The organism is Endozoicomonas euniceicola, assembly GCF_025562755.1.
Lineage (GTDB): Bacteria > Pseudomonadota > Gammaproteobacteria > Pseudomonadales > Endozoicomonadaceae > Endozoicomonas_A > Endozoicomonas_A euniceicola.
Map to the genome: position 1 here is coordinate 2,704,754 of NZ_CP103300.1, position 25,743 is coordinate 2,730,496.

General features: G+C 48.8%; 14 protein-coding genes. 6 read left to right on the forward strand and 8 right to left on the reverse strand.

Going from position 1 to position 25,743, the window contains the following annotated elements:
• The first annotated feature begins 79 nt into the window (after positions 1-79).
• Positions 80-11,773 (forward strand): putative Ig domain-containing protein, encoded by an 11,694-nt coding sequence (locus NX720_RS10420; RefSeq protein ID WP_262601046.1) that lies wholly within the window; start codon positions 80-82, stop codon positions 11,771-11,773.
• 58 nt (positions 11,774-11,831) lie between these two features.
• On the opposite strand, the gene NX720_RS10425 is transcribed toward NX720_RS10420, so the two are convergent.
• Positions 11,832-13,157: an HlyD family type I secretion periplasmic adaptor subunit gene (locus tag NX720_RS10425; RefSeq protein WP_262601047.1), complete on the reverse strand. Its 1,326-nt coding sequence runs from the start codon at positions 13,155-13,157 to the stop codon at positions 11,832-11,834.
• Positions 13,154-15,262: a type I secretion system permease/ATPase gene (locus NX720_RS10430; RefSeq protein ID WP_262601048.1), complete on the reverse strand. Its 2,109-nt coding sequence runs from the start codon at positions 15,260-15,262 to the stop codon at positions 13,154-13,156. Before NX720_RS10430 ends, NX720_RS10425 begins: the two co-directional genes overlap by 4 nt.
• 290 nt (positions 15,263-15,552) lie before the next feature.
• Here NX720_RS10430 and NX720_RS10435 point away from each other — a divergent pair, with 290 nt between their 5' ends.
• Positions 15,553-16,167, forward strand: a complete 615-nt coding sequence (locus NX720_RS10435; RefSeq protein WP_262601049.1) for an acyloxyacyl hydrolase — start codon at positions 15,553-15,555, stop codon at positions 16,165-16,167.
• Positions 16,168-16,206: 39 nt separating this feature from the next.
• Here NX720_RS10435 and uvrD read toward each other — a convergent pair whose 3' ends face one another.
• Entirely contained in the window at positions 16,207-18,378 is a 2,172-nt protein-coding gene (uvrD, locus tag NX720_RS10440; RefSeq protein ID WP_262601050.1) for a DNA helicase II, read from the reverse strand.
• 266 nt (positions 18,379-18,644) lie between these two features.
• On the opposite strand from uvrD, the gene NX720_RS10445 reads away from it, so the two are divergent.
• Complete coding sequence (locus NX720_RS10445) at positions 18,645-18,818, forward strand: hypothetical protein (RefSeq protein ID WP_262601051.1); 174 nt, start codon at positions 18,645-18,647, stop codon at positions 18,816-18,818.
• Between the two features lie 186 nt (positions 18,819-19,004).
• Entirely contained in the window at positions 19,005-19,976 is a 972-nt protein-coding gene (znuA, locus tag NX720_RS10450; protein WP_262601052.1) for a zinc ABC transporter substrate-binding protein ZnuA, read from the forward strand.
• A 7-nt stretch (positions 19,977-19,983) separates the two neighbouring features.
• Here the strand turns inward: znuA and NX720_RS10455 are convergent, their stop codons facing one another.
• The 4 genes from NX720_RS10455 to purU all read right to left on the reverse strand — a co-directional run bounded on the left by NX720_RS10455 (position 19,984) and on the right by purU (position 23,249).
• Entirely contained in the window at positions 19,984-20,277 is a 294-nt protein-coding gene (locus NX720_RS10455; RefSeq protein ID WP_262601053.1) for a Lar family restriction alleviation protein, read from the reverse strand.
• Positions 20,278-20,426: 149 nt separating this feature from the next.
• On the reverse strand, positions 20,427-21,773 hold the full coding sequence (locus tag NX720_RS10460) for a hypothetical protein (RefSeq protein WP_262601054.1): 1,347 nt from the start codon (positions 21,771-21,773) through the stop codon (positions 20,427-20,429).
• 95 nt (positions 21,774-21,868) lie between these two features.
• Positions 21,869-22,099: a hypothetical protein gene (locus NX720_RS10465; RefSeq protein ID WP_262601055.1), complete on the reverse strand. Its 231-nt coding sequence runs from the start codon at positions 22,097-22,099 to the stop codon at positions 21,869-21,871.
• Positions 22,100-22,394: 295 nt separating this feature from the next.
• Positions 22,395-23,249, reverse strand: coding sequence for a formyltetrahydrofolate deformylase (purU, locus tag NX720_RS10470; protein ID WP_262601056.1), 855 nt, complete (start codon positions 23,247-23,249; stop codon positions 22,395-22,397).
• A gap of 236 nt (positions 23,250-23,485) precedes the next feature.
• Here purU and NX720_RS10475 point away from each other — a divergent pair, with 236 nt between their 5' ends.
• Both NX720_RS10475 and def read left to right on the forward strand, forming a co-directional pair.
• Positions 23,486-24,508 carry a transposase gene (locus NX720_RS10475; RefSeq protein ID WP_262601057.1) on the forward strand — a complete coding sequence of 341 codons (1,023 nt, stop codon included), beginning with the start codon at positions 23,486-23,488 and terminating at the stop codon, positions 24,506-24,508.
• A gap of 263 nt (positions 24,509-24,771) precedes the next feature.
• Complete coding sequence (def, locus tag NX720_RS10480) at positions 24,772-25,380, forward strand: peptide deformylase (RefSeq protein ID WP_262601058.1); 609 nt, start codon at positions 24,772-24,774, stop codon at positions 25,378-25,380.
• On the opposite strand, the gene NX720_RS10485 is transcribed toward def, so the two are convergent.
• Complete coding sequence (locus tag NX720_RS10485) at positions 25,377-25,721, reverse strand: tryptophan synthase subunit beta like protein (RefSeq protein WP_262601059.1); 345 nt, start codon at positions 25,719-25,721, stop codon at positions 25,377-25,379. The genes def and NX720_RS10485 overlap by 4 nt on opposite strands.
• Between the last annotated feature and the right edge of the window lie 22 nt (positions 25,722-25,743).

The following is a 25,743-nucleotide window of genomic DNA, read 5'->3' on the forward strand; positions in this document are numbered from 1 at the left end:
TTATTCGTACAGGGCTTCTTAAAGATGAAATACACCTCACTTTAAGTAAGTGCTGCCTATTTAATTCAGGGATGAAAATATGGCTATTAAGTTAAAGATAATTAATGAAAAAGGTGAAAGCCGTGAAGTTGTCGTAGAAACAGGTGAAACCCTGGAATTACAGGCTGGCGAAAAGGTTGAACTGACTGCAGCCAGCACAGAAAACCTTGACTTGGCGATGGATGGCGGAGATCTGACTCTGTCTTTGAATGGAGTCCAGATAACCGTTGGTAACTTTGCCGGTTCAGGAGGACTTGTTTCCGGAGGGCAAACCATTACCGCACAGCAGGTTGCATCAGGGTTGTTTGCTTCTGGTGAAGAAGCCAGTCAGGAAGAGGCCGAGATTGAGTTCGAAGCAGAAAATACAGAAACATTCGACTCCCCTGCCAGTCAGCCAGCTTTAAATCTGCCCGCTTCCCCTGAGCAGACAGAACCCGAACTATTTTCAACTCTGTCTGATTCTGATCCTCTTGATTCCACCTTTGCAGACACCCAAACAGCAAACATTAACAATAACAATGCTGACAACGAGCAGGAAGACGAGCCCGACGCATCGAACGAAGCCGAGGATTCGCCCTCTGATACCCCCGATGATATTTTGCCGCTGGAGCTGAATGTCGGAGCCCTGCCCAGTGCCACTGAAGAGAATTTGTTCTCTTTCACCATTCCGGAAGCGACAGGTGGATTTGGGAACACTATTTATTCAGTTTCACTGAGCAACGGTCAGCCATTACCTGACTGGCTGAGCTTTGATCCAAGTACACGTACACTGTCTGGTACCCCGGATGATGGCGATCTTGAGAGCCTCAGTTTACAGATCACGGCTTCTGATGCCACAGGTTTACTCAGTCCCGCAACTGATACCGTTACCCTCAATATTTCGGGCATTAACGATGCGCCGGAACTCTCTCTGGATGACAGTGGCGACCCGCAAACCATCGAGGTTACTGACGCCGATGCTGGTGCAACGATCACCAAGGCCACCATTACCCTGAAAAACGGTGAAGCCGGTGATGAGCTTTCTGTGAACCTGGATGGCACAACAGGTCTCTCAGCAGAATACGTCAATGGTGTGCTGACCATTACAGGCTCTGCAACCGCTGACGTTTATCAGTCTGTACTGCAAAGCCTGAGTCACAGCACCAACGGTGAATTTACCATTGGTGGCGACCGGACACTGGATATTGTTGTCACTGACGATCAGGGAGCCGACAGTAACAGCGCTGCCGCCAGCGTCAAGGTAGAAGCTGAAGACTGGTCATTCAATGAAGACGATCTGGTGGATAAAGCGGACAGCCAGATTATCGGACAATGGAAGCCTGTCGGCAGTTCCGACAGCGCCAGCATGACCAAAGTGGTCATGAACTTTGGTGGCACCCGTGTGACGCCTATCAACGAGGCGGATGATTTTAAAATCACCATTGAAGACCCAGAAGGAGAACCGCCGATTCCGGAGATGGGCATCATCTACTTCCGGGCGGACGGCACCATCGAGCTGGTACCCACCGAAGCCATTGATTTTATGCCAGAAGGTATGGATTTATCAGCCATCTTTACCTATACGGTTGATGATGGTGGGAGTACGACTACCCATACCTTTGACATGAAAGTAACGGGGCAGAACGATGCGCCGGAACTCTCTCTGGATGAAAGTGGCGACCCGCAAACCATCAGCCTCACTGACGCCGATGCTGGTGCGACAATCACCAAGGCCACCATTACCCTGAAAAACGGTGAAGCCGGTGATGAGCTTTCTGTGAACCTGGATGGCACAACAGGTCTCTCAGCTGAATACGTCAATGGTGTACTGACCATTACAGGCTCTGCAACCGCTGACGTTTATCAGTCTGTACTGCAAAGCCTGAGTCACAGCACCAAGGGTGAATTTACCATTGGCGGTGACCGGACACTGGATATTGTTGTCACTGACGATCAGGGAGCCGACAGTAACAGCGCTGCCGCCAGCGTCAAGGTAGACGCCAAAGACTGGTCATTCAATGAAGACGATCTGGTGGATGACGCGGGCAACAAAGTTATCGGACACTGGAAGCCTGCTGGCAGTTCCGACAGCGCCAGCATGACCAAGGTGGTCATGAACTTTGGTGGCAAGGATTATACCCGTGTGACGCCCATCAACGAGGCGGGTGATTTTAAAATCACCATCGAAGACACCGGCGGAACACCGCCGATTCCCGAAATGGGCATCATCTACTTCCGGGCGGACGGCACCATCGAGCTGGTACCCACCGAAGCCATTGATTTTATGCCGGAAGGTCTGGATTTATCAGCCTCCTTTACCTATACGGTTGAGGATGGTGGGAACAGCACTAACCATACCTTCGGCATGAAAGTGACGGGGCAGAACGATGCGCCGGAACTTACTCTGGATGACAGTGGCGATCCGCAAACCATCGAGGTTACTGACGCCGATGCTGGTGCAACGATCACCAAGGCCACCATTACCCTGAAAAACGGTGAAGCCGGTGATGAGCTTTCTGTAAACCTGGATGGCACAACAGGTCTCTCAGCAGAATACGTCAATGGTGTGCTGACCATTACAGGCTCTGCGACCGCTGACGTTTATCAGTCTGTACTGCAAAGCCTGAGTCACAGCACCAAGGGTGAATTTACCATTGGTGGCGACCGGACACTGGATATTGTTGTCACTGACGATCAGGGAGCCGACAGTAACAGCGCTGCCGCCAGCGTCAAGGTAGAAGCTGAAGACTGGTCATTCAATGAAGACGATCTGGTGGATGACGTGGGCAACAAAGTTATCGGACACTGGAAGCCTGCTGGCAGTTCCGACAGCGCCAGCATGACCAAGGTGGTCATGAACTTTGGTGGCAAGGATTATACCCGTGTGACGCCCATCAACGAGGCGGGTGATTTTAAAATCACCATTGAAGACACCGGCGGAACCCCGCCGATTCCGGAGATGGGCATCATCTACTTCCGGGCGGACGGCACCATCGAGCTGGTACCCACCGAAGCCATTGATTTTATGCCGGAAGGTCTGGATTTATCAGCCTCCTTTACCTATACGGTTAAGGATGGTGGGAACAGCACTAACCATACCTTTGGCATGAAAGTGACGGGGCAGAACGATGCGCCGGAACTTACTCTGGATGACAGTGGCGATCCGCAAACCATCGAGGTTACTGACGCCGATGCTAATGCGACGATCACCAAAGCCACCATTACCCTGCGGAACGGTGAAGCCGGTGATGAGCTTTCTGTAAACCTCGATGGTACAACAGGTCTCTCAGCTGAATACGTCAATGGTGTACTGACCATTACAGGCTCTGCAACCGCTGACGTTTATCAGTCTGTACTGCAAAGTCTGAGTCACAGCACCAAGGGTGAATTCACCATTGGTGGCGACCGGACACTGGATATTGTTGTCACTGACGATCAGGGAGCCGACAGTAACAGCGCTGCCGCCAGCGTCAAGGTAGACGCCAAAGACTGGTCATTCAATGAAGACGATCTGGTGGATGACGCGGGCAACAAAGTTATCGGACACTGGAAGCCTGCTGGCAGTTCCGACAGCGCCAGCATGACCAAGGTGGTCATGAACTTTGGTGGCAAGGATTATACCCGTGTGACGCCCATCAACGAGGCGGGTGATTTTAAAATCACCATCGAAGACACCGGCGGAACACCGCCGATTCCCGAAATGGGCATCATCTACTTCCGGGCGGACGGCACCATCGAGCTGGTACCCACCGAAGCCATTGATTTTATGCCGGAAGGTCTGGATTTATCAGCCTCCTTTACCTATACGGTTGAGGATGGTGGGAACAGCACTAACCATACCTTCGGCATGAAAGTGACGGGGCAGAACGATGCGCCGGAACTTACTCTGGATGACAGTGGCGATCCGCAAACCATCGAGGTTACTGACGCCGATGCTGGTGCAACGATCACCAAGGCCACCATTACCCTGAAAAACGGTGAAGCCGGTGATGAGCTTTCTGTGAACCTGGATGGCACAACAGGTCTCTCAGCAGAATACGTCAATGGTGTGCTGACCATTACAGGCTCTGCGACCGCTGACGTTTATCAGTCTGTACTGCAAAGCCTGAGTCACAGCACCAAGGGTGAATTTACCATTGGTGGCGACCGGACACTGGATATTGTTGTCACTGACGATCAGGGAGCCGACAGTAACAGCGCTGCCGCCAGCGTCAAGGTAGAAGCTGAAGACTGGTCATTCAATGAAGACGATCTGGTGGATGACGTGGGCAACAAAGTTATCGGACACTGGAAGCCTGCTGGCAGTTCCGACAGCGCCAGCATGACCAAGGTGGTCATGAACTTTGGTGGCAAGGATTATACCCGTGTGACGCCCATCAACGAGGCGGGTGATTTTAAAATCACCATTGAAGACACCGGCGGAACCCCGCCGATTCCGGAGATGGGCATCATCTACTTCCGGGCGGACGGCACCATCGAGCTGGTACCCACCGAAGCCATTGATTTTATGCCGGAAGGTCTGGATTTATCAGCCTCCTTTACCTATACGGTTGAGGATGGTGGGAACAGCACTAACCATACCTTCGGCATGAAAGTGACGGGGCAGAACGATGCGCCGGAACTTACTCTGGATGACAGTGGCGATCCGCAAACCATCGAGGTTACTGACACCGATGCTGGTGCAACGATCACCAAAGCCACCATTACCCTGAAAAACGGTGAAGCCGGTGATGAGCTTTCTGTGAACCTAGATGGCACAACAGGTCTCTCAGCAGAATACGTCAATGGTGTGCTGACCATTACAGGCTCTGCAACCGCTGACGTTTATCAGTCTGTACTGCAAAGCCTGAGTCACAGCACCAACGGTGAATTTACCATTGGTGGCGACCGGACACTGGATATTGTTGTCACTGACGATCAGGGAGCCGACAGTAACAGCGCTGCCGCCAGCGTCAAGGTAGAAGCTGAAGACTGGTCATTCAATGAAGACGATCTGGTGGATGACGTGGGCAACAAAGTTATCGGACACTGGAAGCCTGCCGGCAGTTCCGACAGCGCCAGCATGACCAAGGTGGTCATGAACTTTGGTGGCAAGGATTATACCCGTGTGACGCCCATCAACGAGGCGGGTGATTTTAAAATCACCATTGAAGACACCGGCGGAACCCCGCCGATTCCCGAAATGGGCATCATCTACTTCCGGGCGGACGGCACCATCGAGCTGGTACCCACCGAAGCCATTGATTTTATGCCGGAAGGTCTGGATTTATCAGCCTCCTTTACCTATACGGTTGAGGATGGTGGGAACAGCACTAACCATACCTTCGGCATGAAAGTGACGGGGCAGAACGATGCGCCGGAACTTACTCTGGATGACAGTGGCGATCCGCAAACCATCGAGGTTACTGACGCCGATGCTAATGCGACGATCACCAAAGCCACCATTACCCTGCGGAACGGTGAAGCCGGTGATGAGCTTTCTGTAAACCTCGATGGTACAACAGGTCTCTCAGCTAAATACGTCAATGGTGTACTGACCATCACAGGCTCTGCAACCGCTGACGTTTATCAGTCTGTACTGCAAAGTCTGAGTCACAGCACCAAGGGTGAATTCACCATTGGCGGTGACCGGACACTGGATATTGTTGTCACTGACGATCAGGGAGCCGACAGTAACAGCGCTGCCGCCAGCGTCAAGGTAGAAGCTGAAGACTGGTCATTCAATGAAGACGATCTGGTGGATGACGCGGGCAACAAAGTTATCGGACACTGGAAGCCTGCTGGCAGTTCCGACAGCGCCAGCATGACCAAGGTGGTCATGAACTTTGGTGGCAAGGATTATACCCGTGTGACGCCTATCAACGAGGCGGGTGATTTTAAAATCACCATTGAAGACCCAGAAGGAGAACCGCCGATTCCGGAGATGGGCATCATCTACTTCCGGGCGGACGGCACCATCGAGCTGGTACCCACCGAAGCCATTGATTTTATGCCGGAAGGTCTGGATTTATCAGCCTCCTTTACCTATACGGTTGAGGATGGTGGGAACAGCACTAACCATACCTTCGGCATGAAAGTGACGGGGCAGAACGATGCGCCGGAACTTACTCTGGATGACAGTGGCGATCCGCAAACCATCGAGGTTACTGACACCGATGCTGGTGCAACGATCACCAAAGCCACCATTACCCTGAAAAACGGTGAAGCCGGTGATGAGCTTTCTGTGAACCTAGATGGCACAACAGGTCTCTCAGCAGAATACGTCAATGGTGTGCTGACCATTACAGGCTCTGCAACCGCTGACGTTTATCAGTCTGTACTGCAAAGCCTGAGTCACAGCACCAACGGTGAATTTACCATTGGTGGCGACCGGACACTGGATATTGTTGTCACTGACGATCAGGGAGCCGACAGTAACAGCGCTGCCGCCAGCGTCAAGGTAGAAGCTGAAGACTGGTCATTCAATGAAGACGATCTGGTGGATGACGCGGGCAACAAAGTTATCGGACACTGGAAGCCTGCCGGCAGTTCCGACAGCGCCAGCATGACCAAGGTGGTCATGAACTTTGGCGGCAAGGATTATACCCGTGTGACGCCCATCAACGAGGCGGGTGATTTTAAAATCACCATTGAAGACACCGACGGAACACCGCCGATTCCCGAAATGGGCATCATCTACTTCCGGGCAAACGGCACCATCGAGCTGGTACCCACCAAAGCCGTTGATTTTATGCCGGAAGGTCTGGATTTATCAGCCAGCTTTACCTATACGGTTGATGATGGTGGGAGTATCACGACTCATAAGTTTGGCATGGATGTTTCGGGACAGAACGATGCGCCTGTTCTGAGCCTGGAGGAGGGAGATGGCCTTCTGGGCAAGATCAGCATTAAAGACGTCGATGCCGGGTCTGTGGTCAGTAAGGCTGTAGTGAGCATTACCAACGGTGAAGCGGGCGACAAGCTCTCTGTTAACCTGGATGGCACAACAGGTCTCTCGTATGAATACGTCAACGGCGTGCTGACTATCAGCGGCAATGCATCTGCTGATATTTACCAGAAAGTACTGGACTCGCTGACCCTTGGTTCAGGTGGCAGGTTTGTCGTAGGAACCGAACGGACTCTGAGCGTGGTGATTACTGACGATAAGGGAGAAGACAGTAACAGTGCCACTGCCACGGTAGAAGCCAAAAACTGGTCATTTAATGAAGACGATCTGGTAGATGAAGCTGGCAACCAGATCATAGGACAATGGAAGCCTGCTGGCAGTTCCGATAACGCCAGTATGACCAAGGTGGTTATGCGCTTTGGCGGCAAGGATTACATCCGTGACACGCCCATCAACGAGGCGGGTGATTTTAAAATCACCATAGAGAACACGGAAGGTAACCCTTACATTCCGGTAATGGGCATCATCTACTTCCGGGCGGACGGCACCATTGAGCTGGTGCCAACCGAAGCCATTAACTTCATGCCAGAAGGTATGGATTTATCAGCCAGCTTTACCTATACGGTTAAGGACGGTGACCTTACTACGACTCATAAGTTTGGCATGGATGTCTCGGGGCAGAACGATGCGCCAGTTCTGAGCCTGGAGGAGGGTGATGGCCTTCTGGCTAAGATCACCATTAAAGATGTCGATGCCGGGTCTGCGGTCAGTAAGGCTGTCGTGAGCATTACCAACGGTGAAGCGGGCGACAGGCTCTCTGTGAACCTGGATGACACAAAACTCACATCTAAATACGTCAATGGTGTACTAACCATCAGCGGCAATGCGTCTGCTGATATTTACCAGAAAGTACTGGACTCGCTGACCCTTGGTTCAGGTGGCAGGTTTGTCGTAGGCAGCGAACGGACTCTGAGCGTGGTGATTACTGACGATAAGGGAGAAGACAGTAACAGTGCCACAGCCACGGTAGACGCCAAAGACTGGTCATTCAATGAAGACGATTTGGTAGATGAAGCGGGCAACCAGATCATCGGACACTGGAAGCCTGCCGGCAGTTCCGATGATGCCACTATGACACAGGTGGTCATGCGCTTTGGCGGCAAGGATTACATCCGTGACACGCCCATCAACGAGGTGGGTGATTTTAAAATCACCATTGAAGACCCAGAAGGAGAACCGCCGATTCCGGAGATGGGCATTATCTACTTCCGGGCGGACGGCACCATTGAGTTGGTCCCCACCAAAGCCATTGATTTTATGCCGGAAGGTATGGATTTAAGTGCCAGCTTTACCTATACGATTGATGATGGTGAGAGTATCACGACTCATAAGTTTGGCATGGATGTCTCGGGGCAGAACGATGCGCCAGTTCTGAGCCTGGAGGAGGGTGATGGCCTTCTGGGTAAGATCACCATTAAAGATGTTGATGCCGGGTCTGCGGTCAGTAAGGCTGTCGTGAGCATTACCAACGGTGAAGCGGGCGACAAGCTCTCTGTTAATCTGGACGGCACAACAGGTCTCTCGTATGAATACGTCAACGGTGTGCTGACTATCAGCGGCAATGCGTCTGCTGATATTTACCAGAAAGTACTGAACTCGCTGACCCTTGGTTCAGATGGCAGGTTTGTCGTAGGCAGCGAACGCTCTCTGAATGTAGTGATTACTGACGATAAGGGAACCAACAGCAACAGCGCCGCCGCCAGCGTCAAGGTAGACGCCAAAGACTGGTCATTCAATGAAGACAATCTGGTAGATGAAGCGGGCAACCAGATCATCGGACAATGGAAGCCTGCCGGCAGTTCCGATGATGCCACTATGACACAGGTGGTCATGCGCTTTGGCGGCAAGGATTACATCCGTGACACGCCCATCAACGAGGCGGGTGATTTTAAAATCACCATCGAAGACACCGGCGGAACACCGCCGATTCCCGTAATGGGCATCATCTACTTCCGGGCGGACGGCACCATCGAGCTGGTACCCACCGAAGCCATTGATTTTATGCCGGAAGGTCTGGATTTATCAGCCAGCTTTACCTATACGGTTGATGATGGTGGGAGTATCACGACTCATAAGTTTGGCGTGGATGTCTCGGGGCAGAACGATGCGCCGGAACTCTCTCTAGATGAAAGTGGCGACCCGCAAACCATCAGCCTCTCTGATGCCGATGCCGGTGCGATAATCACCAAGGCCACCATTACCCTGAAAAACGGTGAAGCCGGTGATGAGCTTTCTGTGAACCTGGATGGCACAACAGGTCTCTCAGCTGAATACGTCAATGGTGTACTGACCATCACAGGCTCTGCAACCGCTGACGTCTATCAGTCTGTACTGCAAAGCCTGAGCCACAGTACCAAGGGTGAATTTACCATTGGCGGTGACCGGACACTGGATATTGTTGTCACTGACGATCAGGGAGCCGACAGTAACAGTGCCGCCGCCAGCGTCACGGTAGACGCCAAAGACTGGTCATTCAATGAAGACGATCTGGTGGATAAAGCGGACAGCCAGATTATCGGACAATGGAAGCCTGCCGGCAGTTCCGACAGTGCCAGCATGACCAAAGTCGTCATGAACTTTGGCGGCAAGGATTATACCCGTGAGACGCCCATCAACGAGGCGGGTGATTTTAAAATCACCATTGAAGACCCAGAAGGAGAACCGCCGATTCCGGAGATGGGCATCATCTACTTCCGGGCGGACGGCACCATCGAGCTGGTACCCACCGAAGCCATTGATTTTATGCCGGAAGGTCTGGATTTATCAGCCAGCTTTACCTATACGGTTGATGATGGTGGGAACAGCACTAACCATACCTTTGACATGAAAGTGTCGGGGCAGAACGATGCGCCGGAAATAGAGTTTATAGCCAGCGATTCCCATGATAATGCCAGCGGCCTCTTTGGCAATATCGAAATTACTGACCCTGACATGGGCGATAAAATAAAAAGCGCAACGGTCACACTCCAAGACGGAAGCCTGAAGGATGCCATTAACATTGATGTGGAGGCTATTTTTAAAGACTTTGGTATAACCGTTACTAACAGTTCACCGCATATGCTGACCTTCACCGGAGAGGCATCAAAAGAAGAGTATGAAGCCGCTTTGAGTAGAGTGTATTTCCTTTCTGAAGAGCTCGCCTCTAATCGTCAGCTAACACTCGATATTGCAGTGACTGACAAGGCTGGAGCAACAGGTAAAGCTGAAACCACAATCACCCTCAATGCGCCCACATCACAAGAATTTCTTGAGGATGATTTACTTGAAGATGCAGAGAAGGACGGTGGCTCTGTATTTACAGATCGCTGGAAACCAGAAGGTGCTGAATCCAAAATCACCAGCGTGGTGATGACGTACAATGGCAAAGACTATGTGCGTGATATCGGTGATTTCACCAACGGTAATTACTTCAAAATTACCATTGAAGACCAGGAAGGAGCAGGGGGGCTGTCCTTTGATCCTATCGGTGAAGTATTCTTCCACGCCGATGGCCGGGTGGAGTTCAGGCCCACGGAAAACCTGAATATGCTGCCTAAAGGCTATGCGCTGGCTGCTCGCTTCACTTACACCACGGAACTTAATGGTGTCAGTGAAGTGCATGGAATGGACATCGAGTTGACTGGCGATCACGACTCTCCACACATTACCTTTGAGTCAAGCTCAGGCCATGAAGAGGCCAGCGGGTTATTCGGAAAGATTAATATCAGCAACCCCGATGCAGGCACACACATTAATTACACCAAAGTCTCTATTGAAAATGCTTTTGAGGGAGAAGAACTCAGGGTTGATATTGAGGGCATAGAGGACACTTACGGGGGTATTATTGATGTCTCAATGGAAAATGGCAGTGTGTTTTTCCGTACGGGCTCTGGTCATAATTCCGAAAAGCTCTATGAAGACTTGTTGAGTCGTGTTTATTTTGTCGCTTCAGATAAGACAGTGGATGGTTCTGAGCGGACGCTGCATATAGACATGTATAACTCCGCCGGTCAGGACGGAGAATTCTACCCAACAATCACCGTCAACAAAGAGTCAACCATCAACATTTCTGAAAGCGGATTATTCAGTGGTGCCGATAATCAGCAAAGCTGGAAACCAGAAAACATGGATGGTGGCAAAGTCACAAGTATCGTCATGAACTTTGATGGCAAGGACTATATTCGTGACATAAGCGACTATTCCGATAAGAGCGACCACTTCAAAATTACGATCGAAGACGAAAGCAAAGGCATACCGAAATTAGGAGCTTTGTATTTCAAACCCGATGGCACTATTGAATTTGAGCCTTATCCGGTTAAATTCTCTCAGGCTTTTGGTACTAGCGAGGGACAGCTGCCAGGGCTTGAAGCAACATTCACCTATACCGTTGAAGATAATAACGGTGAAACCAGTGTGCATGTGCTTGATATGGTTTTATCCGGTGATGATGTCATAACCGCCCGTTTCACGGAGCCTGCATCAGATTATGACGTACTGAACATAGAGGCCAGCAACGGAGAAACCGCTCTTCTGGAGTTCTTCTCTAAAGACAGTGAAACCGTTGAAGGCATCGAAGAAGTGTCGCTGAGTAATGCCAAACTCAGTTTTAACCTTGAAGATGTTATTGATATCACCAGCGATGACAATGTGCTTTATATTTCAAATGAAGGGCAGGGCCAGCTGGAGGAGGGCTTTGACAGTAATATGACCAATAAAGGCACTGTTGATCACAACGACAAGACCTGGCAGCACTACAGCTACACGATGAACAATGCAGAAGTAAACCTCTATGTGGAGCAAAGTCTGACTAACCCACCTGAGAACGTGTAACAACCGCTTTCCTGCCATTCAGGCTCACACAAAAATCCCGGCTTTAGCCGGGATTTTTTTACCGCTCTCTCAAGGCCAGCTCTTTTGCTCTGTACATAGGCTTGAGCAGGTAATCAAGAACGGACTTTTTACCGGTTTTTATATCTACGCTGGCCACCATGCCCGGAATAATCGGCAACGGCTTATCATCATTTCCAAGATAATTTTTTTCTGTCCTTACCTGAATCTGATAAAAGCTTTCGCCATCGTCCGTGGTAATGGTATCAGCACTGATATGCTCAAGCCGGGCATCCAGCCCACCGTAAATGGCAAAGTCGTAAGCAGTGACCTTTACGGTGGCACTCAGTTTCGGGTGTAGAAAAGCAATATCCGTTGGGCGAACACGAGCCTCTACCAGCAGGCTGTCTTCCGTTGGGACAATTTCAACCAGGTCCATGCCGGGCTGCACCACCCCGCCAATCGTGTTGATATTTAATTTGTTAACGGTGCCTTTAACCGGAGAGCGAACCGCCGTGCGGGCTACCCGGTCCTGCAAGGCCAGATTGTTTTCGTTGATGCGTAATAGTTTCTCATTAACTTCAGACAGTTCAGTGTTAATCTCTGCCTTGATCTGCCGTCGTTTTTCTTCAATTTTATAGCGAGCCTCTTCAACAGCGGCCTCCAGTCTTGGCTGTGATAACCGACTCTGTTCCAGTTTACCTTTCAGGTCAGTGACCTGCCTCTGGACTTTGATCAACTCAACCTGAGAGACAGAACCACGCTTTGCAAGGGGAATCGTCAGGGCCAGCTCTTTATCGGCTAATACCATACTGTCGTTTAAGTTCTGAAGCCGGCTTCTGCCTTCGTTCAACTGCTGTTGTCGCTGCCTCAGTTGCTGTTGGAAGATAGCAAGGCCGGACTCTCTTGCCCGGGTTCTTGCCTGGTACAAAGCCTGTTCATCAGAAAAAGCACTGCCGAGCTGCTCTCTGACCGCCGCTTCCGGAATAAATGGCTGGTCATTTAACTCTGCCAGCAGGCGCAGTTTTTCTGCCTTGAGTGACTGCTCGGAATATTTACTTTCCCTGAAACTGGATGCAAAGCGGGTGTCGTCAATCTGTAGCAGTATTTCGCCTGCTTCAACCTGATCCCCTTCCCTGACCAGAATGGCTGAAAGGATGCCGCCCTCAAGATTCTGAACTTTCTGGATTCGCGAAGAAGGGATGATCTTGCCCTCTGCCCGGGTAATCTCATCAAGTTCTGCATAATGCGCCCACAGAAGGGCGGACAGGAATGCCAGAACTGATAATAACAAGATGCCATGAGTGATCGCCGGTAAGCGGGATTTCGCTTTTTTCTCAGGCGTTTGTACAAAGTCATTATCATGCCATTGCCAGGGGGAGTTCATGCCACTTCCTCAACAGTGCGGGTTTTGTCAGACCTCTGGTTTAATTGCCGCATAATATCGGCTTTGGAGCCGTCTCCTACCAGCTTCCCCTGGTCCAGTACCAGCAAGCGGTCAACCAGCTTGAGTAAACTCGGTCGGTGAGTGACAAGAATCACGGTTTTATCCTTGATTTGAGCTTCCAGTTCCCGGATGAAACGATTTTCTTCCGATAAATCCATAGCGGATGTTGGTTCGTCCAATAATAAAACGGACGGGTCGTTCAGCAATGCACGCGCTAAAGCCACCGCCTGTCGCTGCCCTCCGGACAGTGCTGAACCGGCTTCTCCCACCATTCTGAAAAAACCTTCGGGGTGGTTGGCACAAAAGCGGGTAACGCCTGTTAATCCTGAAACTTTCAGAAATACGTCATCTGACGTATTGGGGTTTCCCAGCGTTATATTATCTTTGACATTGCCGTAAAGCAGACGGGCATCCTGCATGTAGTAACCCAGCTGTTCCCGCCACTGTGAGGGGTGAAACTGGTTTGAGGCGATTCCATCAATCAGGTAACGACCACTGGTTGGCTGATTCAATCCGGCAATCACTGACAACAGGGTTGACTTGCCACAACCCATTGGGCCGAGAATACCAATTTTTTCTCCTGGTCGGATCTTCAGGCTGATGCCCTCCAGAACCGGCGGTTGCTCAGGCCAGCTAAAACCGACACTCTTCAGTTCAATGTCACCCCTGATCTGCTCAGGGGCAACCGGGTTGACCGTGGCGTTTTCCGTTGGCGATTCAATGATTTGCTTAACGCCATTCAAAGCCGATTTTGACTGATGAAAGCGCATTAACAGTCCGGTAATCTGCGCCGCAGGTGCCATAGCCCGCCCCGACAAAATACTGCAGGCAATAAGCCCGCCCATGGTCAGCTCTCCGGCAGTGACCAGGTAAACGCCAGCAATAATCAAAGCGATATACGCCAGCTGTTGTATGGCCTGTGTTGCCGATGTTGCACTATGAGTCAGGTGACGAACTTTTAGCCCGTGGTGACCGGTCTGCTCAATGATGTATTCCCATTTGCGCTGAATCACTCCCTGGGCATTTTGTATTTTTATTTCAGCCATGCTCGCCAGGGTTTCGTAGATCATGACCTGCTTTCTTGAGCTTTCCTGCATCATAAGGTCCACATGCTTTTTCAGGGAGTGCTGAAGAAAGCAGCTGACCATAATCGCAACAGGGATAGCGGTGACAGGCACCCAGACAAGCGGGCCTGCAATCCAGCCAATCAGCGCAAGAAACAGAATAATAAAGGGCAGATCAATCAGGGTGGTGATGGTGGTTGATGTAAGAAATTGCCGGAAGCCTTCAAACTCGTGCAACTGGTTTGCAGTAGAACCGGTATGCAGCGGCTGATTACGCTGGCTGAGAATAGCAGCAAAAACAGCGGAGGAAAGCTGCAGGTCTATTCGGTGACCAGCATGATCAAGAAACCAGCTGCGAAGTAATTTCATTACAAAATCAAAAAAAACCAGCAGCACCATGCCACAACCCAGAACCCAGAGGGTTTCAAAAGCGTGATTTGCTATTACTCTGTCGTACACATTCATGACAAACAGGGGTGTACCCAAAGCAAAAATATTTATAAACAGAGAAGCCAGCAGCACTTCTCCATAAACGGGCATGGCCTGCTTAAGAGGATCAAAAAGCCATTTACGCCTTGATGATTCAGGTCTTGAACTGATGCCTTCCTGTTGTAAATCCGGTTTTATGTAGATGACACGCCCGGTATAGTCTTTTGATAACTGCTCAAAGGTCTGCTGGCTAAAGCCAGAGTCATGATGCCTTAGATAAGCCACATCATCGACAATCTTCTCCAGAATACTGACTGAACCATCCGCATGTATCAGAAGTGCCGGAAGTGCTAACGGGTTAATTTTTCCAAGTGATCTTTCCCTGATTTCTGCTCTTAAACCAACTCTTTGAGCGGCATCAGGTACAAGTTCAGGCGTCAGATGTCCATTATGAAGAGGCAAGCCAGCGGTAAGCTGATGAAAATTGCCGGATAGCCCGTAAAATTTACAAATATATGAGAGCGCTTCCAGTACCGGATCACTATTCGTCATTGAGCTTATGTCCTTGCAGCTCATAGTGGCAGGTACAGATATTGTGATAAGAGCAGATGTCCCGTAATAGCCACTACGTCAAATTTATTTTTCTTACAACTGCACTTTTTATCAGTTAAAACAGTTTAACCAGTCAGCCTGTTCTGAAGCAATGTCAGGTTGCATGGCAATATCACTAATGCAATTTCACACACTCTTTTCTCTTCTTAATAGCAGCTGGTTGTAAAAATCAATCAACACCTGCCGATAGCCAGATGTCGGGATTCCACCAACGTTAACTGGTATATCGCATGCTAAAAAATAATCTGCCCTCATTGCTGTTGCTACCAGCCTTTGCTCTTACATTGCAGTCTGAGGCACTGGCTGATATTAAACCGGACGGCTTTAACCTGACTTATGGACAGTACCTCCCGATCAGGAGCGCAAGAAATGCTGATTACGATAACGTTCGTATCGGGCTGGTCTGGGAATGGGAAGAACCATTGTACCAATGGGATTCTGTTCAGCTGGATGGCTTCTTTGAACTATCAGGCAGCCGCTGGAACAGTACTCTTAAATCAAAAAACAAAAGTCCAAATAGTGCCAGCGAGATATGGGCAGTGAGCTTTTCTCCAGTCTTCAGGGTAATGCCGATACGCCCATTATGGGAAAATGTTACTCCTTTTATCGACGCCGGGGTGGGTGGGACATGGATTTCGGAAAAGGATCTGGAAAAAGAAAAAACATCACCCATCAATATGGGCGGCCACTTCCAGTTCGAAGTGAGACTGATGGCAGGCTTCAGATTCGGTAACGAACAGCAGTATGAGTTGCGGTACGGGTGGATACACTACTCTAATGCCGATTTGTACAAGCATAACGAGTCAATGAATTTTCACCTGGTGACGGCGGGATGGTACTGGTAAATCTGACCAGCCCGGACTCCGCATCCGGGCTGGTATCAATCAGGAAATCACCGCCAGATTAGCATAAGCCATCATCAGCCATTTAGTGCCTTCACTGTCGAAGTTCACCTGTACTCTTGCCTGCGCCCCATCACCTTCAGCACTTACAATAGTACCTTCACCAAACACGTCGTGGTGTACCCGCTGCCCAAGCGCCAGTCCGGCAGACGCAGCAGAAGACGCTGGCTGTCGTGTGGTGGCGGGGCGGGAAATCGTACCTCCCAGACGCACTTCCTGAATCAGTTCACCGGGTATTTCACGAATAAACCGGGAAGGGCGGTTAAAAGTATCCTTACCATATAAACGACGGTTTTCAGCATAGCTGAGTGTCAGTTTCTCCATGGCACGGGTAATGCCCACATAACAAAGACGACGCTCTTCTTCCAGGTTGCCTTCTTCCAGCGACATTTTGTGAGGGAACAGACCCTCTTCCATACCGGCAAGAAACACCATAGGAAACTCCAGACCTTTTGCCGAGTGCAGAGTCATCATCTGAACACTGTCAGAAAACTGGTCAGCCTGAGCGTCACCGGCTTCCAGCGCCGCATTGGCCAGAAAGGCACCCAGCGGACTCATGGTTTCGGTTTCTTCATCCAGATCAAGGTCGTCAATATCAAACTGACGACAGGCGCTCACCAGTTCCTCAAGGTTTTCTACCCTGGCACGACCTTTTTCACCCTTCTCTTTTTCATGGTGCGCCACCAGACCGGTGTGGGTAATCACACGATCCGTCAGTTCACCAAGATCCAGATCATCTCCCGCCGCAGTCAGCGTTTCAATCAGATCAACAAACTCAGCCAGGGAACGTCCGGCCTTGCCACCGATAGCCTTGTTGGCAATCACACTCTTGATCGCCAGCCACAGGGATACATCCTGTGTACGGGCAGCTTCCCTGAGTTTTTCGACGGTTTTCTCGCCAATACCCCGTGCCGGAATATTAATCACCCGCTCCAGAGAGGTGTCATCATGGGGTGTGCTGATCAACCTCAGGTAAGCCAGGGCATTCTTGATTTCAGCCCGTTCGAAGAAACGTTGACCACCATAAATCCGATAAGGAATCCCGGCTCTCAGCAACGCTTCTTCCAGGTTACGGGACTGGGCATTAGAGCGATAAAGAATGGCGATGTCGCTACGGGACTTGCCTTCGTTAACCGCTTCGCTGATGCGATCAGAAATAAACCTTGCCTCATCCATTTCATTGAAACCGGAATAAAGCTGGATCGCTTCGCCATCGCCACTGTCGGTGTGCAACTCTTTGCCAAGACGGTCAGGGTTGTTGGCAATTACTGCATTGGCAGCATTCAGAATCCTGCCTGTGGAACGGTAGTTCTGTTCAAGTTTAACCGTGCTGGACTTAGGGAAGTCTTCGGTAAACTGACGTATATTCTCAATGCGGGCACCACGCCAGCCATAAATGGACTGGTCATCATCACCCACGACCATCATTTTGTCTTCATCGCCCACCAGTAATCTTAACCAGGCGTATTGTACGGCGTTGGTATCCTGAAATTCGTCCACCAGAACATAGCGAAAACGCTGTCGGTAATGTTTAAGAATATCCGGACGTTTCAGGAACAGCTCATGGGCTCGCAGTAACAGTTCACCAAAATCGACCACGCCCATCTGCTCGCAATATTGGTGATAGGCTCGATAAACATCCAGCATAGTGCGTTCAAACGGGTCATAACCCGGATCAATATAATCCGGGCGAAGCCCTTCGTCTTTCTTGCTGTTGATGTACCACTGCGCCTGTCTTGGCGGCCAGCGCTGATCATCCAGCTGCATCGCTTTCATGATGCGTTTTACAACCCGAAGCTGATCATCGCTGTCGAGTATCTGGAAGCTTTCCGGCAGACCGGCATCCTGATAATGAGTTCGCAACAGACGGTGAGACAAACCATGGAATGTACCCACCCACATGCCTCTTGGGGGAATCCCCAGCAGGTCTTCAATGCGTGAGCGCATTTCTGCCGCGGCCTTGTTGGTGAAGGTAACAGCCATGATGGAGTAAGGCGATATTGCTTCTGCCTGTACCAGCCAGGCAATGCGATGCACCAGTACTCTGGTCTTACCACTTCCGGCTCCGGCCAGTACCAACATCGAACTCAGCGGGGCTGTTACCGCCTGCCGCTGGGCATCGTTCAGAGAGTCAATAATCGGGGTTACATCCATAACGGGTCTTCGCAGTTAAAACTTGGAACAGTGTAACGAATACTTGATAGGTTATCGATTTATGTCTTGGGAATATGCCGCTGTTAGCTGTTGGCTGTTGGCTGTTGGTTGATAACTGCCTCCCTTCATGGCAACTCTTATGGCAAAAAGTGGCGCTGTGTACGAGATATCTCACAGAGATAAACGAGATGGACTCTTGTCAAGAATATGACACACGCTTATTTTAAAATGGTCAGTAAGCAAAAAAATAAGAAGAGATTACTGCCATGCCTAAGAAAAAAGCATCCAAAACAACCACCATCGCCGCTTCTGGTCACCCTCGGGATGAAATGCCTGCAAAAGGATCAAAGCGAGCTCTGTATATCCGTCGTGCCCTGGAAGACCGGGAAGAGAAGAAGCGCCTGAGTAGCGAGTGCGGTAATGACTACTGGAGTTTTTGATAGTTGCTGCAACTATTGAGCAGACCTGAAAGGCAGCTTTAAGGCTGCCTTTAACCTTCCAAAAAAGCCTTCCCTGAATTCAACCTGAACGATCTTGCTGGTGGTCGCAAGTTGAACATAAGTACACATCATCACGCTTATGTTATAATATAACATTTTTTAATTTAATCGGTGTCGTAACGATTTATGGTTTCCAATAAGAAACTCTCACTAATATTCAGCCTTGTCAGCTTGTTATTTATCAGTGCGCCAGCCTTTTCAAAACCATTGGCCGATGAACAGCCTCCAAAAGTATTAACTTCCATCAAGCCCGTACAGCTGATTGCCCTGGCCGTCACAGAAGGCATTACTAAGCCAGACGTCCTGCTGCCTCCCGGCGCTTCCCCCCATAACCACAGCTTGCGCCCTTCCGATGCCCGTCTGCTGCAAAACGCTGATGTTATGTTCTGGATTGGCCCGGATATGGAGGTCTTTCTGGAGAAAATGCTGGCCAATGCCAAAAATACCCGCTCTGTCCCCCTGATGAGTGCCGAGGGCATCCACATAAGGCGTTATGATGATGAAGGCCATGATCATGATCATGACCATGATCACCACCATGACCATCATGCTCATGGCGAAGGCTGCGGTTGCCAACATGGTGAGCATGACGCTCATATCTGGTTAAGCCCTGAGAACGCTATTGCCATGGCTACAGCTATCAGCTCAACTCTGAGTGAAATGGACCCGGTCAATGCTGAGCAGTACAGCCATAATTTGAAAAACTTTATCAGCAAGATGAATAAGGTTGATGAGCGTAACAGGCTGAAAATGGCAGCTGTCTCCAAACGCCCAATATTTGTCTTCCACGATGCCTATGGTTATCTTCAGGAACACTATCAGTTCAACATTGCCGGGCATTTCACCCTGAACCCTGAACAACAGCCTGGCCCGCGCCATCTGGCAGAATTGCGGGAAAAACTGCTGAAATCAGGTAAAACCTGCGTGTTCAGGGAGCCACAGTTCGAGCCTGCGTATATTGATAAAATCGTTCATGGCCTTGATGTTAAAGTATCCCTGCTAGACCCACTGGCTATGGATATACCTGAAGGGCCCGACGCTTATCCGGAATTTATTAACGGACTTGTGGATAACATTGTTGACTGTCTGGAGCAGTAAGACAGGTTCAGGAAAATAGACTAATCCCCAAATAGCTACCCGCCAGAAATGCCAGAACGGTTGCCAGCGGAACAGCAGTGGCTGACAGAGTCAGCCACATTCTCAACCTCTCAGACTCCAGCCGACGATTCCAGCACTGCACACTGAACGCCATGTCATCATCCAGCTCGGAGGACAGTCCACACCGGTTGCAGTGAACCTGCCACATTTGAGTACCGGAAACGACCATATCAGAAATTTCAGCCTTCCCCCGGCAGCAGGGGCAGGATTTAAGCAGTGCAAAAGGTGGGTGCTTTTCCATAAGCGGCTCAGCGTAAAGATCATTTGAAATCAGTTTTACACATTTCCTAACAGGTTATCCACAGGATAGTGACCAGGTTATGCCAGCATCAGGTTCTACGCCGCTGGAGAGGGAGATAGCATCAGCTATGCGTTGGAGGGAGGCTGATTTCATAGCGAACTTCCAGTCTCACCTATATCTTGTCTCAGTGTCGCAAAAAGCTTTTCCTTTTCTTCCTCTTCAGATATAAGCGCAGTTATATCATTAAGTAAATCCTCCTGCCCTGCTTCCTCTGTTTCTTGTATTATTTGGCTTACGCCTTTTAACGGTATTTCATCAGGGAATCCCTCTAACGATTCAGAAGTTAGTTCAAATAGAGAAGTTGCCTCTGCTTTCTCGACATTTTTTTGTGAAACGTCCCCTTCTTCTAACACCGTTAATTCTTCTTCCTGTTGTACAAGAATTTCTTCAGAGCTTTCAAATTTTTGTGTTGTTTCAGATGATAAAGAACAAGGCAGAGATGAACTCTTCTTCAATATTTTCATCTCTTTATTACTTAAAACATCATCTGTCTCTGAAGTCATTGCTGTTGATGGCCTGCTTTTTTTGGAGTTACTCTCAACTTCATAACTACTAAGCTGTGCCTTGATGACGTTTGCCATATTGCGGCGATATCCATCACGAATTTTCTTTCTTATTTCTTTTAATGTATTAATTTTTTTTCCACTTAAAATTTCACCAAAAACTTTATTAATTACTTCTCGTGTGAAGCAAGTTTTTCCACAAAAAACACTTGCCAGCGATTCTAATTTATCCTGACATTCTTCGCGAATATATATATATTCGCTTTTATCTAAATAATGAACTATTTTCCCCATAAAATAGCTCTTATCCAAAGGATTCTCACTGATATAAGACTCAGTAATTTTTTTCTTTATTTCTTTATATCTTTTTTCTCCAACTTCAGTCTTCAGAGCTTTAACTTTTTCATTTCTTTGTATATTTAGATATTTAGGCCTATCACTTTTTGTTATTGCTGCTTTCTCTGTGTACAGCTTTTCCTGTAAAGGTACTACCAGACTACTGTCACTCTGTTTTTTTAACCGCCCAGTAGTTGACAAAAACTCAAGAGCACCTTCTTCTGATGGCAACATTATACCTTGCTGGAAAGTTTCTTCTGGCTCAGATGTCGTTTCAGATACCACAAAGGATATCGAATGTTCAGCCTGAGAGGTTGCTGTTGCTGTTTTTTTTGTATCACTCTCAGGAACAAAGCGATCAAATTCAGCATCCAGTTTTCTTCTCATGACACCGTAATAGCTAAGATGGATTGATTTTTTTAATTTTTTTAATTCATCAAATAATGCTTTGCTTAGTATTCCACCATGTAGATTATATACTTTTATATATTCCAGCTTAGGCTTCTCACATAATATATCTGCCAGAGGTTCTAATTTATCTTTATATTCCTCTAAAACTTTCTTATGTTTACCTTTCGTTAAATATTTTTGAATCATTTTTAAGGCATAATTTTTATCTAAAGGGTTACTATTGACATAAGACTCAGTATTTTTTTTCTTTATCTCGTTATACTTTCCTATACCAATCGCATCTATTTTGATCTTCCTATCTTCCTGAGCTTCATCATAACGACGCTTAGCAGCCTCCCTTTTTTTATACTCACTCTTTCATTTGAAGTGCCAGCTTGAGAAGTGTTTCCCAATAAGGTCTGCCCCGTATCAACAGTTACAATACCACTTCCTTTTGATGGATTTTTTCTGTCATCAGATTCGACAGGATCAATACTTAAGGCAGGTAATACAGGCTTTGGAATTTTATCCATTTTTAGCACTTCCTTTAAATTTTATAGCCCACTCAGGGGCTTAAATGGAAAAGACATCACACTTAGATTTAATAAAACCTCCCCCTATAGAGCCAAACAGAAGTTCAAAGTTCATTCCTGAAGACAGAAAAGAACTTTAGATGACAGTGCAACTAACTTATTGGTTAGTACCAGTAAAAATAATGATATTGGCTATACCTCAGCAATTCCTGCAAAGTAGCCTTATCCCTGTAGTTGATGCCGTTCTAAACCTGCAGGTTTAATGCGTTTTCCAGGCCTTTTAGCCAGGAAACACTCAATCCAGAATAATAGTCTTTCTGCCATCGACAATAACGCGGTCTTCAAGGTGGTAACGCAGGCCATGAGCCAGAACCGTCTTCTCTACATCCTTGCCTAAACGCACCATATCCTCCGGCAGATGATTGTGACCTACGCGAATCACGTCCTGTTCAATGATAGGACCGGCATCCAGCTCTTCAGTGACATAATGGCAGGTGGCACCCACCAGCTTTACACCACGATCATAAGCCTGGTGATAAGGTCGCGCGCCAGCAAATGAAGGCAGAAAACTGTGGTGAATATTGATCAGCCGGTTCTCATAGAGATCACACAATTCAGGCGGGATGATCTGCATATAGCGCGCCAGCACAACGGTATCAACGTTATTTTCAGCCAACAGTTCTTTCATGCGCCCGAAGGCCGCAGCCTTGTTGTTTTTATCCACCGGCACATGATGAAAGGGTATGCCATGCCATTCAACATAACTACGCAGGTCTTCATGGTTAGAAAGTACGCAGGGAATATCCATCACCAGATCACCGCTGCGCCAGCGATAGAGCAGGTCAGACAGACAGTGAGCCTGTTTGCTGGCCAATAGGGCAACCCGGTGGGGCTGTTCGGAATCATTAATACGCCAGTCCAGTTGTAACTTATCTGCAATGGGCTGAAACCTTGCACAGAACTCTTCCAGCCCAAACGGCAGGCTGTCTGCCCTGATTTCATGACGCATGTAGAACCGGCCTGTCACTGGATCGGAGTGATGATTCGCTTCAAGAATCCAGCCATCTTCCCCGGCAATAAACTGGCTTACGGCTGCTACAATGCCACAGGCATCCGGACAGGAGATTAACAGTCTGTAGGTTCTGGTCATCGTACTATTCTTTTATTTCAAGATTACTGTGATCAGCCTGAAAGGCTTCCTGTCAAGGGGCTGACATTAAAAACGGCATTAGAATTATATGACGGCTATGCGATGATAGCTGAACTATTTTTAACAGACCTTTCGGAATTCTCCATCCATAGCGGCATTGCGCAGCTTTGCCGTTTGGATGGAGATGGATAGCAAGCAGTCTGAAAGACTGCCTGTAAGTGCTATCATAAGTCGCTATGAGAGCATTCAAGTACAGAATCTATCCCAACGTCGAACAGAAGGTGCTTATTGCAAAGCACTTTGGTTGCTCTCGTCATGTCTATAACTGGGCGTTGTCTGAAAAGAACAAACATTACAAAGAAACCGGAAAGAGTCTGACAAGGAGGCGACTTCAGGATCGCCTGGTTGCCAGCAAAAAAGACGATAAAGAGTGGTTGACTGAAGTCAACAGCCAAAGTCTTCTGGCTTCTCTTGCTAATCTGGATGCGGCATTTTTCAATTTCTTTCAGGGTCGAGCCGGGTTCCCGAAATTCAAGTCAAAATATTCTGGCTGGCAGTCTTTTCAGTGCCCCCAGCATGTGACGGTTGATTTTGAAAAAGCGGTCATCAAGCTGCCAAAACTCAAAGGAATAAAGGCAAAGTTACATCGTCCTTTTTCTGGAACGGTAAAAACTGTCACGGTCGAGCGATCACCGTCCGGAAAATACTTTGCAAGTGTACTGGTCGATGATGGAGCTGTTGACCCGGCTCCATCAACCATTGAGCCTGGAGCCACAATTGGGCTTGATGTTGGGTTGACGCATTTTCTCATTGACAGTGAAGGTAACAAGACAGAGAACCCACGCATCCTGAAGGCTTCGCTGACTCGACTTGCCGTAGAGCAGAAGAAGCTCGCCAGAAAGAAAAAAGGATCAGGAAGCAGGGCAAAGCAAAAGCGCAAAATATCCATAATCCATGAACAAGTAGCCAATCGTCGCTACGACTTCATACACCAGGCAACAGCAAATCTGGCTGACAAAAGCCACGCAACCACATTTGCTGTAGAAGACCTCAATATCAAGGGCATGGTCAAAAACCATAAACTCTCCAGAGCAATACAAGATGCAGGCTGGGGAATGTTTCTGACGACACTGGAATACAAATGTCGCTGGAATGGCAAGAACCTGATTCGTATAGGAAGGTTTGAGCCAAGCTCCAAATTGTGCAATGACTGCAAATACAAAATGGAGTCGATGCCCCTGTCTGTGCGGGAGTGGTAGTGTCCGGGTTGCTTGTCTCTGAATGACAGAGACGTAAACGGAGCCCGAAACATAAGAGATATTGGATTAGCTGATTCGCTGGGATGCAGCGATTGTGTAAAGAGTCCCCCTGTAGCAATACCTGTCAGTGCAGGTGCTACAGCGAAAGGTGTTGAGCGTTCTCAGCATGGGTCGCAAGAAGCCCCCACTATAGCCGCATCAGCGGCTTAGTGGTGGGAGTACATCACTTCCTGAACTGATTAAACGGAAACAGGGGAAAATCAATGAAATTGTCACCAGAAGCACACGTTGTACTGATGGGTCATCCGCTGCTCTTTCAGGAGCAGCCACAAGTGACGCTGGACGAAATAGCAACCAGTGAGTTTCAGGATAATCTGGGCGCCCTGCGGCAGATACAGATCAGGAGTAATGGCATCGGTATTGCGGCACCACAGGCTGGCTGGCCGGTAAGGGTCATTAGTATCGGAGCCTCTGATGAAAATCTGAAACGCTACCCTGACGCAGAACACATACCTTTCAACTTCTGGATTAACCCACAAGTCACAGAAACCAGCGCCAACACCTGCTGGGCCTGGGAAGGCTGTCTTTCAGTACCAGGCATACGTGGCTGGGTTGAAAGGCCGGAGTCGATCACGATAGCGGGCTATGATCAGTCAGGTCAAAGGCAGGAAGCGGTACTGACCAGTTTTCATGCCCGGGTAATGCAGCACGAGCTGGATCACCTCAACGGCATCCTGTACCCAACCAGGGTAGAGGACAAAAGCTTATTGATTCCTGAATTAGCCATGGCAAATCAGAATGAGTGGTCTGAAGACTGGCCCACACCTGGGGCAAGAATTACTCCGGGAGGGGTTATTTCACAACAGCGCTAGAAAATCCCTTCATCCTCTTCACCGCCAATCAGATTGGTTCTGTCGTCTTTACGAAGTTCTTCACGGTAACGGCGACGATTCAATAATTTGTTCTGCACCGGGTCGGGCAGTTCGGTGAACTGAATGATGGCTTTGTCGATCAACAGGTCGATAACATCTTCCAGTACACGGATAAAGTCAGCATCGGCAGCCTGCATAACTTTGCCGCCAATGCTTGGATTACGTTGAAGAAAAGCGAGAACCGCTTCATCTTCGAGGTCTACTGATTTCCAGTCATCTGTCAGCTGTTTTTCCGAAACCGCTATTATCAGACCCTTATCATCCTTTAGCGCGTATAGCATCCTTGCCAATCCTCTCTATTTT